At 50.8% G+C, this 12,441-nt stretch carries 11 protein-coding genes and 1 pseudogene; 6 read left to right on the top strand and 6 right to left on the bottom strand.

The features are described 5' to 3' along the window. Positions 1–150: 150 nt before the first annotated feature. The gene (gene asd, locus GHC22_RS01430; RefSeq protein WP_003827614.1) at positions 151–1,257 is read right to left on the bottom strand and encodes an aspartate-semialdehyde dehydrogenase; all 1,107 of its coding nucleotides are present in this window, start codon (positions 1,255–1,257) and stop codon (positions 151–153) included. Between the two features lie 190 nt (positions 1,258–1,447). Here asd and yhgN point away from each other — a divergent pair, with 190 nt between their 5' ends. Next, on the top strand, positions 1,448–2,041 hold the full coding sequence (gene yhgN, locus GHC22_RS01425; RefSeq protein ID WP_003023480.1) for an NAAT family transporter YhgN: 594 nt from the start codon (positions 1,448–1,450) through the stop codon (positions 2,039–2,041). Between the two features lie 455 nt (positions 2,042–2,496). Beyond that, positions 2,497–2,942: pseudogene (locus tag GHC22_RS01420) on the top strand (hypothetical protein). A gap of 95 nt (positions 2,943–3,037) precedes the next feature. Here the strand turns inward: GHC22_RS01420 and gntU are convergent. From gntU to GHC22_RS01395, 5 genes are all read right to left on the bottom strand, one after another. Then, on the bottom strand, positions 3,038–4,378 hold the full coding sequence (gene gntU / locus GHC22_RS01415) for a gluconate transporter (RefSeq protein ID WP_003827609.1): 1,341 nt from the start codon (positions 4,376–4,378) through the stop codon (positions 3,038–3,040). Continuing rightward, positions 4,378–4,908, bottom strand: a complete 531-nt coding sequence (gntK, locus tag GHC22_RS01410; protein ID WP_003023475.1) for a gluconokinase — start codon at positions 4,906–4,908, stop codon at positions 4,378–4,380. Before gntK ends, gntU begins: the two co-directional genes overlap by 1 nt. A gap of 141 nt (positions 4,909–5,049) precedes the next feature. Continuing rightward, complete coding sequence (gene gntR, locus GHC22_RS01405; protein WP_008786351.1) at positions 5,050–6,045, bottom strand: gluconate operon transcriptional repressor GntR; 996 nt, start codon at positions 6,043–6,045, stop codon at positions 5,050–5,052. A gap of 293 nt (positions 6,046–6,338) precedes the next feature. Further along, positions 6,339–7,034 (bottom strand): quercetin 2,3-dioxygenase, encoded by a 696-nt coding sequence (gene yhhW, locus GHC22_RS01400; RefSeq protein ID WP_003023472.1) that lies wholly within the window; start codon positions 7,032–7,034, stop codon positions 6,339–6,341. Positions 7,035–7,157: 123 nt separating this feature from the next. After that, positions 7,158–8,195, bottom strand: coding sequence for an oxidoreductase (locus tag GHC22_RS01395; protein WP_071446689.1), 1,038 nt, complete (start codon positions 8,193–8,195; stop codon positions 7,158–7,160). A 470-nt stretch (positions 8,196–8,665) separates the two neighbouring features. Here GHC22_RS01395 and yhhY point away from each other — a divergent pair, with 470 nt between their 5' ends. From yhhY to GHC22_RS01375, 4 genes are all read left to right on the top strand, one after another. After that, positions 8,666–9,154, top strand: a complete 489-nt coding sequence (gene yhhY / locus GHC22_RS01390) for an N-acetyltransferase (RefSeq protein ID WP_008786353.1) — start codon at positions 8,666–8,668, stop codon at positions 9,152–9,154. 46 nt (positions 9,155–9,200) lie between these two features. Continuing rightward, a complete protein-coding gene (locus GHC22_RS01385; protein WP_048236954.1) occupies positions 9,201–10,085 on the top strand; it encodes a hypothetical protein in 885 nt (294 codons plus the stop codon). A gap of 325 nt (positions 10,086–10,410) precedes the next feature. Then, positions 10,411–11,625: a PfkB family carbohydrate kinase gene (locus GHC22_RS01380; RefSeq protein ID WP_079934300.1), complete on the top strand. Its 1,215-nt coding sequence runs from the start codon at positions 10,411–10,413 to the stop codon at positions 11,623–11,625. A 15-nt stretch (positions 11,626–11,640) separates the two neighbouring features. Then, a complete protein-coding gene (locus GHC22_RS01375; protein ID WP_079934301.1) occupies positions 11,641–12,402 on the top strand; it encodes a glutamine amidotransferase in 762 nt (253 codons plus the stop codon). The last annotated feature ends 39 nt before the right edge of the window (positions 12,403–12,441 follow it).

Below are 12,441 nucleotides of genomic sequence, written 5' to 3'. Positions count from 1 at the left end.
GGCAACAACTTAATACCTCCGGTACTAAGTCACCCTTAAAGAATAGCCAATGCTTTATCTTACTCCTGGTAAAAAATGAAACATCTGCGCTTACTCCTGTATTACGCAAAAAAAGGGGTGATTCCTCACCCCTTGATCGTTAACAAACTATTACGCCAATTGGCGCAGCATACGGCGCAATGGCTCCGCAGCACCCCACAGCAACTGGTCGCCCACGGTAAAGGCTGACAGGAACTCCGGTCCCATGTTCAGCTTACGCAGACGGCCTACTGGCGTGGTCAGCGTGCCGGTAACGGCCGCCGGGGTTAACTCACGCATGGTGATATCCCGATCGTTTGGTACAACTTTGGCCCACGGATTGTGCGCCGCCAGCAGTTCTTCCACGGTCGGAATAGACACATCTTTTTTCAGTTTAATGGTGAACGCCTGGCTGTGGCAGCGCAGCGCACCGACGCGCACGCACAGACCATCAACCGGGATCACGGAAGACGTGTTGAGAATTTTGTTGGTTTCCGCCTGTCCCTTCCACTCTTCACGGCTCTGACCGTTATCGAGCTGTTTGTCGATCCACGGAATCAGGCTACCGGCCAGCGGTACGCCAAAGTTATCAACCGGTAGTTCGCCGCTGCGGGACAGGGTCGTTACTTTACGTTCGATGTCGAGAATAGCAGAGGAAGGGGTCGCCAGTTCCTCGGCCACATGGCCATACAGATGACCCATCTGAGACAGCAGTTCACGCATATGGCGCGCGCCGCCGCCGGAAGCCGCCTGATAGGTCGCTACGGAAACCCAGTCAACCAGGTCATTGGCAAACAGGCCACCGAGGGACATCAGCATCAGGCTAACGGTACAGTTGCCGCCGACAAAGGTCTTAATGCCTTTGTTCAGGCCGTCGGTGATGACATCCTGGTTAACCGGATCGAGAATAATGATGGCATCGTCTTTCATACGCAGCGAAGAGGCTGCGTCAATCCAGTAACCCTGCCAACCGCTTTCACGAAGCTTTGGATAGATTTCGTTGGTATAATCGCCGCCCTGACAGGTCACGATGATATCGAGCGCCTTCAGCGCATCCAGATCAAAAGCGTCCTGAAGTGTGCCGGTCGCGGTGCCACCGAACGTCGGTGCCGCCTGCCCGAGCTGGGAAGTAGAAAAGAAAACAGGGCGAATGGCGTCGAAGTCACGCTCCTCAACCATGCGTTGCATGAGAACAGAGCCGACCATACCGCGCCAGCCGATAAAACCAACATTTTTCATAGCGTTTTTTCCTGCAGAGATGTGTGCTGTGTATGCTAACCAGTATCCTACTGGCCTATCCTTCACCATACAAAAAGCAGCCAAAGTCGCAAGTGAAATTAATCAATGATAGCGAAGCCATCAGTAATGCGACTTATCCCGCTGCGCAAGCAAGCAGAAAGTCCGCGGTAATTATCAGGGAATTTGAGTTATGAATGAAATCATTTCAGCGGCAGTTTTATTGATCCTGATTATGGATCCGCTCGGAAATCTGCCCATTTTCATGTCCGTATTGAAACATACCGAACCAAAACGTCGCCGCGCGATTATGATTCGCGAGCTGTTTATTGCGCTGTTGGTGATGCTGATATTCCTGTTTGCGGGCGAGAAAATTCTGGCATTTCTTAACCTGCGCGCGGAAACCGTATCGATCTCCGGGGGCATCATTTTGTTCCTGATCGCCATTAAGATGATTTTCCCCAGCGCCACCGGGAATAGCACCGGGCTTCCGGCTGGTGAAGAGCCATTTATCGTACCGCTGGCGATTCCGCTGGTCGCCGGTCCGACAATCCTGGCCTCATTAATGCTGTTGTCGCATCAGTATCCAAACCAGATGGGGCATCTGGTGATTGCGCTGCTGATCGCCTGGGGCGGTACATTCGTGATTTTGCTGCAGTCTTCGCTGTTTTTACGTCTGCTGGGAGAGAAAGGGGTTAACGCGCTGGAGCGCCTGATGGGGCTGATTCTGGTGATGATGGCAACCCAGATGTTCCTCGACGGCGTTCGGATGTGGATGAAGGGGTAACGCACTCACTTTACGCCGGGTGGCGGCTTCACCTTACCCGGCCTACGGTGTCGATATGTGCTCGTTTGTAGGCCCGGTAAGCGCTAGCGCCACCGGGCAATCAGCGCCGTGAATGTGTTTGTGAGAAACACCTCAATCATTTAAGTCTATGAAAAAGCGTATTTTCATTTCTGCGAGGCGCCTTCCGGAATACGCTCTTGTCAGCATCACGGATAAGCATTATCTTCTCGCTGCACCTGCAAAATCAGGTGCCAGGATTGGTCCCCTGATTACCTCATTCGCGATAAAATTCACTTTTGTCGTGCGACCAGCTACACCTCAATGGTGGGCTGGACGGTGGCGTCACAAGACGCACCGGTATCCAATGAGGCCGGTAGGACCAACTCCGTTCAGCCCGCCACCAAAAGGTTGGTCCCTTCGGTGGTGGATGAAAATCACTCATCGGAGGCTGCCCTATGGCAACGCCCCCTCTCTTTTCACACTCTTTATTTACCCTGCCCTTTAGCCATGCCACGGACTTCACCGAGTTGGCGGATAACTGTGAGCGTTTTGTCGAAGGGCTTGTTGAATGTCATGACCCGGTTGAAAAACTGGCGATGTGCGCGCGCCTGTCGGCCTGTCTGGCACTATTGCAACCAACCTTAACGGAGCCTGTACCGCAGCATCTACAGGCCAGCCTGACGGTAGAAACCTTACCGACCCGCTCTCCCCTCTTTGAACCCGAACCAGATCAGATGGGGCGTTACTGCCAGCTTTTGACGCATTTACTGATGAGCAAAACGCTGTCTGACGAGATGGAACGCGTTGCGGGCGATTTACTGCAGGATTTGGTAGGCTATTTCGCCGATACGTTAAAAGCGCGCGTTGGTTGAAAACCGAGGATGGTGTGATGGTGCTGTAAAAAAGCCGGGTGGCGGCTTTGCCTTACCCGGCCTACGGTGTCGATATGTGCTCGTTTCCAGGCCCGGTAAGCGCAAGCGCCACCGGGCAATGCCATCAGCTCAACAGCTGGAAGGCAATCATACCGACAATCGCGCCGACCGTACCGAGGATGGTTTCCATCATCGTCCAGGTCTTCAGCGTTTGCGCTTCAGTCGCACCGGTAAATTTACCGAACAACCAGAAACCAGCGTCGTTAACGTGGCTGACCACGATAGAGCCGCCCGCGATACAGATAGACAGCGCCGCCATCTGGGCACCGGAGTAGTTCAGTTGCTCAATCACCGGCATCACCAGACCGACCGCCGTTAAGCAGGCCACTGTCGCGGACCCCTGAATGATACGCACCGCCGCCGCCAGCACGAAGCAGGTGATAGCGATCGGCAAGCCCATACCGGTTAACGCTTCGCCCAGTGCAGGGCCAACGCCGGAATCTACCAGTACCTGTTTGAACACGCCGCCCGCACCAATCACCAGCAGAATAATCCCCGCGGGCTGAAGCGCATGGCCGCAGATTTCCATCACGCGGTCTTTTGGCATGCCCTGGCGCACCGCCAGACCGTAAATCGCCACCAGACAGGCAACCAGAATCGCGGTAAACGGATGACCGATAAACTCGAACCATTCGTAGGTTGAAGAACCGACCGGAACAAAGCGTGCGGCGATGGTTTTCAGACCAACCAGCACCAGCGGCAGCAGGATAAGCGATAAGCTGAAGCCAAAGGAGGGCATTTTGCCTTCGCCCAGATGCGGCTCGGTAATGTCTTCCGGTACGTGCAGCTCAACGTAACGGCTGATGAAGTTACCCCACAGCGGCCCGGCGATAATCATGCCCGGGATCGCGGCGCACAGGCCAATCAGGATCATCCAGCCAAAGTCGGCGTGCATCTGAGAGGCCAGCAGCATCGGCGCAGGCCCCGGCAGCAGGAACGCTGCGGCAGCCGCCACGCCCGCAAACAGCGGAATGACCAACTTAACCAGGTTAGTACCGGTATGGCGCGCCATTGAGAACGCTACGCTAATCAGCAGCACAATCGCCACCTCAAAGAACAGCGGCAGCGCGCAAATCAGACCGGCCAGGCCAATCGCGTAATGTGCGCGGCTATGACCGAAGGATTTCAGCATTTTGACGGCAATCTGATCGACCGCGCCGGTCTCATGCAAAATCTTGCCGAACATCGCCCCCAGCGCCACCACAATCGCCAGGAAACCGAGCGTGCCTCCCATCCCTTTTTCCATGGTCGCCGCGATTTTATCGAGCGGCATACCGGAAAAGAGACCTGCACCAATGGATACCACCATCAAAGCAACGAAGGCGTGCATACGCGCCTTCATCACTAAAAACAGCAGTAATAAAACGGACCCTACTGCTGTTAAAACAAGCGTTAATGTGCTCACTACTTACTGCCTTGGTTAATAACCTCAATGGTGCTGGCGACCACACCGTCCAGTGGTTGATCGATATCGACCACCAGTACATCGTTTTCATTCGCACCCGGTTCTTCCAGCGCTTCAAACTGGGTAACCAGCATCTGCGTTTTGAAGAAGTGGCCTTTACGCGCCTTCAGACGGCTTTCAATAACGTCAAAATCCCCTTTCAGATAAATGAAAGAGAGGTTCGGGTTACCGTCGCGCAACTGGTCACGGTAGACTTTTTTCAAGGCAGAACAGACGATCAGCGAAACCTTGTTGGTACGCTGCATCGCAAAAGCGGCGTCATTCAGCGCCTGTAGCCACGGTTTACGGTCGTCATCGTTGAGTGGCTCACCGGAAGCCATTTTCATGATGTTGCTGCGCGGATGGAGAAAATCGCCATCAAGAAACGCGGCCTGCAGTTGATGCGCCACTTCGCTGGCGACAGCAGATTTACCGCTGCCCGATACGCCCATCAGAACGTAAACGTGGTGATCATGATTAGTCGTGCTCAAAGCGTTGCCCCCACTGGTACAAGAATCAGGAAATTGTTACGGGTAACTGTTATCGGTAACATTGTCCAGCCGGATAAATAGAGAAGCAATATCCATTCGTGCTCGAAGTGTATAAGTGTGAGCTACTTCAAACTTGTTGGCTTAAATAGATCCGCCCGGTGACAAGGTGAAACCTAAATCTAACATTTTAGGCGTGACTGCTTCACCACGAATGCGCGCCAGCAGGCGTTCTGCGCCAATGCTGCCCATCCGTTCACGTGGCGTGAGCACACTCGCCAGACGCGGCTCCATCACCTGCCCGATGTCGTGACCGTGGAATCCGGCAATCGCCATGTCATCCGGGATTTTCAGCCCTAAACGCTGGCATTCGAAGGCCGCCCCTACCGCCAGGTCATCGTTGGTACAGAAAACGCCGTCGAGCTGCGGGTATTCACGCCGCGCCTGACGGATGAGTTCAATACCGGAGGAGTAGGAAGAAGACTGTTCCACCATCACGCTGTACGGCACCAGGTTGGCATCGCGCATTGCCTGCTCGTAGCCTCTCTGTTTGATGATAGTACGTTCATCAAGACGAGCGCCAAGATAGGCTACATGACGGTGCCCGCGGGCGATAATAGCGGCAGTCATCTGACGCGCGGCTTCGAAGTTGTCGAAACCGACGGCGATATCCAGACACGGAGACTGGCTGTCCATCAGCTCAACCACCGGGATACCGGCAACTTCAATCATTTTCAGCGTACGGGGCGTATGGCTACGTTCGGTGAGGATCAGGCCATCGATATTCCACGACAGCATCGATTCCAGGCGCTCTTGTTCCATCTCAGGCTTATAGCCGTAGTGCGCGAGCATCGTTTGATAACCATGGGCGTCGGTGACAGCCTCAATGCCGCGTAGCACTTCAGCAAAAACCTGGTTAGTGAGAGACGGTAACAGCACGCCGATAGCGCGGCTGGTGGCGTTAGAAAGGATATCAGGAGCGCGATTGGGAATATAACCCAGCTCATCAAGTGCAGCGGCAATTTTGCCCCGCAGCGCCACGGAGACCTGCTCCGGGTTACGCAAAAAGCGACTGACCGTCATTTTGGTCACGCCCACGCGGTCGGCTACATCCTGAAGTACGGGTCTTTTCTTTTTCATCGTCCTGAAGCGTTAAAAAGGGATAGATTCTCCCAGTTTACCACGGACGTGCGTGAACCTTTGCAGAGAAAAAAAGGAGTTTTTATTGTGATAAATACACAAAATCATTCGAGTTGCATCAAGGCGGCGACGCAGTGACAAATTCGTCAGGAACGAATTTGAACAACCGAAGGTTGCCTCTGGTGAGGGACAAGGATGTCCCTCATTAAATCCCCGGGAGCGTACATTAAGTACGCGACCGGGGTGAGCGAGGAAAGCCAACACAGATGCGGCTTGAAGGATGACGTGTATTTTTATACTGGCGGCAGGTCAAACAGCAACACTTCACTGTCGCTGTCGGCATGAATAGAAATTGCCTGTTCATCCCAGATTGCCAGACCGTCGCTGGTGGTCGCTTTGGTGCCGTTAATCGTCACGTTGCCTTTTACCACCTGGATCCAAACGCGGCGTTCAGCGGCAATCTGATGCACCGACTGCTCATCTTTGACCAGCGCCCAACGGTACAGCTCCATATCCTGGTACACTTTCAGTGAACCATCACGGGCATCCGGCGACAGCACCAGTTGTTTACCCTGAGCGGCATCGAAACGACGCTGTTCATAGCGCGGTGTAATACCGTTCTCCTGCGGCATGATCCAGATCTGATACAGATGCAGCTTCTCAGTATTGCTCGGGTTGTACTCCGAGTGACGGATCCCCGTCCCGGCGCTCATAATCTGAAACTCACCGGCCGGAACCTGCTCTTTGTTGCCCATGCTGTCCTGATGCTCTACCGCGCCTTCCAGCACGTAGGTCAGGATTTCCATGTCTTTATGGGGGTGAGTACCAAATCCCTGACCTGCGTCGATCACGTCATCGTTAATCACGCGCAGTGCTGAGAACCCCATAAAGTTCGGGTCATAGTAGTTGGCAAAAGAGAAGGTATGCCAGGAATCAAGCCAGCCATGATTAGCGTGGCCACGGTCGTTAGCTTTGCGTAAGTAGATCATTGTGTTCACCCCCAGATGTTTTCGATGGAGTAAGTGTGGACTCAATCCGTCTGGGATCATAGAGGGTGAAAATTGACTCCTCTGTTCAAAAAATATGAACAAGCCCAGAGGAGTCTGTGCAGGCTATTTGGCGAGGGTTATCGTGGCAGGCGTTGCCTGTTCAAAGGCGCGTTCGAGGATCTCCAGGTTGGTAAGAACTTCAGATTCCTTGACGTAATTAGGCGTACCGGTGGTCAGCGTCTGGTACAGCGCGTCATACACGCGACCGTAATCCCCCACTTCCGGCTTTACCTCTTCTTTTACCGTGATGCCGTCATCGTTGACGTACTCCAGCATCCCAATGGAATCATCAGCAGCGAAACCTGGCTCACCCGGCATGATATTGGCCTTCAGGCTGGTTTCCTGCTGGTCGATGCCGTACTTCACAAACGAGCCTTTGGTGCCATGGACGATAAACTTCGGATAGTCGATTTTCACCAGATGACTGGTTTTAACAATGGCTTTCAGGTCGCCGTAAAACAGCTGCGCTTCAAAGGTATCGTCCGGGTTCGCTTTGTTGCGCAGGCTGCGGATGTCATAGGCCACATGATCGGGACGTCCGAACAGCGAGATAATCTGATCCATGGTGTGTACGCCCAGACCATAAAACGCGCCGTCCTGCGGCAGTCCCGGCTTGGTTTCTGCTTCAGGACGGTAGTAATCGAAATGGCTTTCAACCTCAACAATCTTGCCGAGCTTGCCGCTCTCAATGGCTTTTTTCGCGGTGAGGAAGCAGGAGTCAAAACGGCGATTCTGATACGGCGTAACGGTCAGTCCTTTGCTTCGCGCCAGTTCGAACAGCTCTTTTGCTTGCGCAAGCGTCGGCGTGAAGGGTTTCTCAACCAGCACATTTTTACCCGCTTCCAGCGCGCGTTTAGCATATTCAAAATGGCTGTCAGCATGGGTACAGACGATCACCAGTTTCACCTGCGGATCGTTTAAGATCTCGTCGAGGTCGCTGGTGAAGTGAATATGCGAATACTGCGGCGCCTGCTCTTCCGGCCTGGCGTTGCGGCGGAAAATGTGCGCGACGTGCCAGCTATTTTTGCGGTTGAGGACGTACGGCAAATGGTAGCGGGTGGTGCTTTTACCAAAACCAATAAATGCGCAGTGTAAGGTCATGAGACGATCCTTTTGAAGGTGATTGTCTACACCATAGCGCAAAGCGGCTGGAGACTGAATCCATCCTGTCATCGTGCCGGATGCGGCGTTGCCTTATCCGGCCTACCGCATTATACAGCCAAAAGATCGGGCGTAAGTGGCGTAGGCAGATTATTCACGGCCTGCGCGCAGCAACCGGAGCGTACACAGAGTACGTGAGGATTGCGAGCACAGCCCGGGATTAAGCTGGTAAGCAAACTAGCCCGAAACCCAGCCAAAAAAAAAGCCAGCAAAAGCTGGCTAAAGTAATACTGGAAGCAATGTGAGCAATGTCGTGCTTTCAGGTTCTCCGTAGGGGTTCCCCTGAACGCAGAGCAATAATAATCATTCTCATTCGCACTTGTCTACTTCTTTTTGCAAAAAAATGCAGTTGACGGATTTTTCTTTCTCAGCGAGTGTAAATGCACAATTAACCCTGCAGGAGATAAGGAATGAGTGAGATAGTGATACGCCACGCTGAACCGAAAGATTACGACGCAATTCGTCAGATCCACGCCCAGCCGGAGGTGTACCACAACACGCTACAGGTTCCTCATCCTTCTCTCGAAATGTGGCAAGCGCGGCTAACCGAGCAAGCCGGTGTCAAACAGCTGGTTGCCTGCATTGATGATATCGTCGTGGGGCATCTCTGTATTGAGGTCGCGCAGCGCCCGCGCCGCAGCCACGTGGCCGATTTTGGTATCTGCGTGGATGGCAGGTGGCACAATCGTGGCGTTGCCAGCGCGCTGATTCGTACGATGATCGACATGTGCGACAACTGGCTGCGCGTCGAGCGCATTGAGCTGACAGTATTTGTTGATAATGAGCCTGCTGTAGCAGTCTATAAGAAGTACGGCTTTGAAATCGAAGGCACCGGTAAGAAATACGGCCTGCGCAACGGTGAGTATGTTGATGCCTACTTTATGGCGCGCGTGAAATAAATTTAAGGGCAAGCCTTATCGCCCTGCTTATTGAAAGGACGCAATAGTGAAAAAGTTTCTTCCCCTGGTTTTGCTGGCCTCGCTCTCCCCTGCTTTTGCCACTACCGTACAAAATCTCGATTCCGTAGCCAGTGCCATCCAACATCCTGAAGGTAAACAGATTTTTGCTGAGCAAATGGCAGGAGCAACCCCTGCGAAAGGATTTGGTGAGCTTCCTCAGGGCTTATCTGAAAAGCAGTGGATTGCCTGGGTTGCACCGAATGAAGATCCTGACAACCTGATCCTGACCGGTGCTAAATCTTGGGGAAAAGACGGTAAATATATTGGCATTGCTTGTTTTGCCGATAATAAGGCTGACGCCGAGCAAGCAAAAAAATACGCGGATAACACCTGCCCGGAAAACTACAGCAACGGGCGCGCTAATAAATTATATCTCGGCGTTTTTTCCTGGCAGAATCCACAGCTAACGCCGATTGCACGCTCGGAAAAACCGTTAAACCAGCTCTCAGAGTGGAATAAAGCCGCTGAAAAAGAGAGCGATGATGAGTCCGTCAGACCGCTGGCTTATTATACAAAGCTGGATCTGGCACCGTACCGGATAGCACCCGATACCCTGGCATTCGGGGTGCGGGGTGGATACTCTGATGCGTATTCCGGCGGCGGCGCATTTTATGAAGTGCTGGAACTCTACACCATCAAAGACAGCAAGATAATCAACGTGTTTTCTGACCTTGTTTATTACTATTCGGACATTGCTGGAGACTGGAATAAAGACGGCACAAGGCAGCACGACATCAGCGAAAGTAAGTACATTCTCAAAATGCGCTCGGCAAAGACGCACGGATTTTATGACTTAGAGCGCGTTAGCCTACAGGATAAAAGCAGCCAAATATTCCGCTGGTCCGAATCACTGCAGCGATATGCACCATAACCTACCGGTCAGGCCTACATCGTTCAGAACGCTGTAGGCCAATCTATTTTAGATCCCACCGAAAAATTCAAGAACGGAAGCGCCATCCAGTCCTGGCATAGAGTTGTTGATTACAGCCTATCGCCTTCCCCCACCGCCATGTTTCGGCTTAACAACCACCTGAATTATATGGTTATTCAGCTTTCTATCTTCATCGCTATTTTTCGTAACTTTAATAATATTAATATTACATTTTTGTTTTTTTTTGGTTTCTGCCATCACTTTATGGTGACAATCACAACAATATACTTCCCCTGGGACTAACTTAACCACGGTGAGGTAAAAAATGAAATTTGAACGCCATCATAGAATATTGAAAGAAATCAGTATTTCGGGAGTTGTAAAAGTTTCAAATCTGGCGAAAAGTCTCAAGGTAACAAAGGAAACTATTCGCTCAGATCTCAATGAACTTGCCGGGCAGGGATATCTCACTCGCTGTCATGGTGGTGCATTTATTACCCTTGACTCTCTTGATAACGTTGCAAAAAACGAAATTGCTTATGTGCTGGAAAAATATGAATCAGCGCAGAAAATAAAAAAAGGTCTCTCTGCCATGAAGAATAATGTATGTGTTATTGGCTCGTTTAATGTTGATATTATCAGTTACCTACCGAGGCTACCCTCGACAGGCGAATCATTACTTGCTGATAAATTTATTTTTTCGCCCGGAGGTAAAGGATGCAATCAGGCATTAGCGGCAAGCTATGCCGATTCTGATGTGCATTTTATTACTAAAGTAGGATCAGACCATTTCAGTGATTACGCCATTAATTTTATAAACTCATCAAAGATCCATAACAGCGTTATCTATCAGACTAAAGAAACACAAACAGGTACAGCGACTATTATGGTGAATGGAGATACCGGGGATAACGTCATCGCTATCTATCCAGGTGCTAACATGACAATTTCACCTGATGAAATAACCATACAAAAAGAAGCCATCGTTCATTCAGATATTGTTCTCGTACAACTGGAGACAAATTACGAGGCACTTCAACAAACCATTCGCCTCGCGCAGAAAAATGATATCCCGGTCATTATCAATCCAGCGCCATATAATGAAATGGTTAATACCATCATTGATGATATCGATTATATCACGCCAAATGAAACCGAAGCTGGTCTGCTGGCAAACATGTCCGTCAACGATATTGAATCAGCCAAATGTGCAGCAAAGATTATTCATCAGAAAGGCGTCAAAAATACCATTATCACATTGGGTAGCAAAGGTTCTCTCGCTTATGACGGAACGCAATTCATCTATTCTCCGGCATTTCCGGCTGTTGTAAAAAATACTGCTGGCGCTGGCGATGCCTTCAATGGCGCACTCGCGTCTGGCCTTGCTAAAGGAAAATCACTGGCATCTGCATTGTGCTACGCCAGCGCATTCGCCTCGCTTGCTGTTGAAACACCGAATGCCTCTGACATGCCAGAAAACGAATCCGTTCTTCATCGCATTCAGGGCTCACATTACAAACAAACTATCTCTACTCACTAAATCAAGGAGCAGACTATGAACAATACGCAGAAAAAACTAAAGGTGCTCTTTATTGGAGAATCCTGGCATATTCACATGATTCATTCAAAAGGCTATGACAGTTTTACCTCCAGTAAATATGAAGAAGGTGCTACATGGTTGCTTGAATGCTTAAAGAAAGGTGGTGTAGAAATTGATTATATGCCGGCTCACACCGTGCAAATTGCATTTCCAGAAAGCATTGATGAACTAAACCGTTATGATGTCATTGTCATTAGCGATATCGGCAGCAATACGTTCCTGTTGCAAAACGAGACGTTCTATCAGCTAAAAATAAAGCCAAATGCTCTGGAATCAATTAAAGAGTATGTCAGAAATGGTGGTGGTCTGCTCATGATTGGCGGTTATCTGTCATTTATGGGCATTGAGGCCAAGGCTAATTACAAGAACACCATTCTTGCCGAGGTTTTGCCAGTTATTATGCTTGACGGCGATGACCGGGTAGAAAAACCAGAGGGTATCTACGCTGAGGCTATCTCCCCGGAACATCCTGTCGTTAACGGATTCTCAGACTACCCTGTATTTCTTGGATATAACCAGGTTGTCGCCAGAGAAGATGCCGATGTCGTTTTAACAATAAATAATGACCCGCTGTTAGTGTTCGGTGAATACCAACAGGGTAAAACCGCCTGCTTTATGAGTGATTGCTCCCCACACTGGGGAACCCAGCAGTTTATGTCATGGCCATTTTATACCGACCTGTGGGTCAACACGCTTCAATTCATCGCCAGAAAATAAAAAACAATGGAGTAACGAAAGTTACTCCTTTAATAAAAT

Origin of the sequence: Citrobacter sp. H12-3-2 (assembly GCF_009649895.1) — a bacterium.
Classification (GTDB): Bacteria; Pseudomonadota; Gammaproteobacteria; order Enterobacterales; family Enterobacteriaceae; genus Citrobacter; species Citrobacter portucalensis.
Note: the sequence above shows the minus strand (reverse complement) of the source record. Positions and strands in the feature narration are given on the sequence as shown.

Excerpts from the sequence above, each read along its gene's own strand:
- yhhY (WP_008786353.1), top strand. The coding sequence starts at position 8,666 with ATGAGTGAGATAGTGATACGCCACGCTGAACCGAAAGATTACGACGCA.
- yhgN (WP_003023480.1), top strand. The coding sequence starts at position 1,448 with ATGAATGAAATCATTTCAGCGGCAGTTTTATTGATCCTGATTATGGAT.
- yhhW (WP_003023472.1), bottom strand. The coding sequence starts at position 7,034 with ATGATCTACTTACGCAAAGCTAACGACCGTGGCCACGCTAATCATGGC.
- gntR (WP_008786351.1), bottom strand. The coding sequence starts at position 6,045 with ATGAAAAAGAAAAGACCCGTACTTCAGGATGTAGCCGACCGCGTGGGC.
- GHC22_RS01395 (WP_071446689.1), bottom strand. The coding sequence starts at position 8,195 with ATGACCTTACACTGCGCATTTATTGGTTTTGGTAAAAGCACCACCCGC.
- asd (WP_003827614.1), bottom strand. The coding sequence starts at position 1,257 with ATGAAAAATGTTGGTTTTATCGGCTGGCGCGGTATGGTCGGCTCTGTT.
- GHC22_RS01375 (WP_079934301.1), top strand. The coding sequence starts at position 11,641 with ATGAACAATACGCAGAAAAAACTAAAGGTGCTCTTTATTGGAGAATCC.
- GHC22_RS01380 (WP_079934300.1), top strand. The coding sequence starts at position 10,411 with ATGAAATTTGAACGCCATCATAGAATATTGAAAGAAATCAGTATTTCG.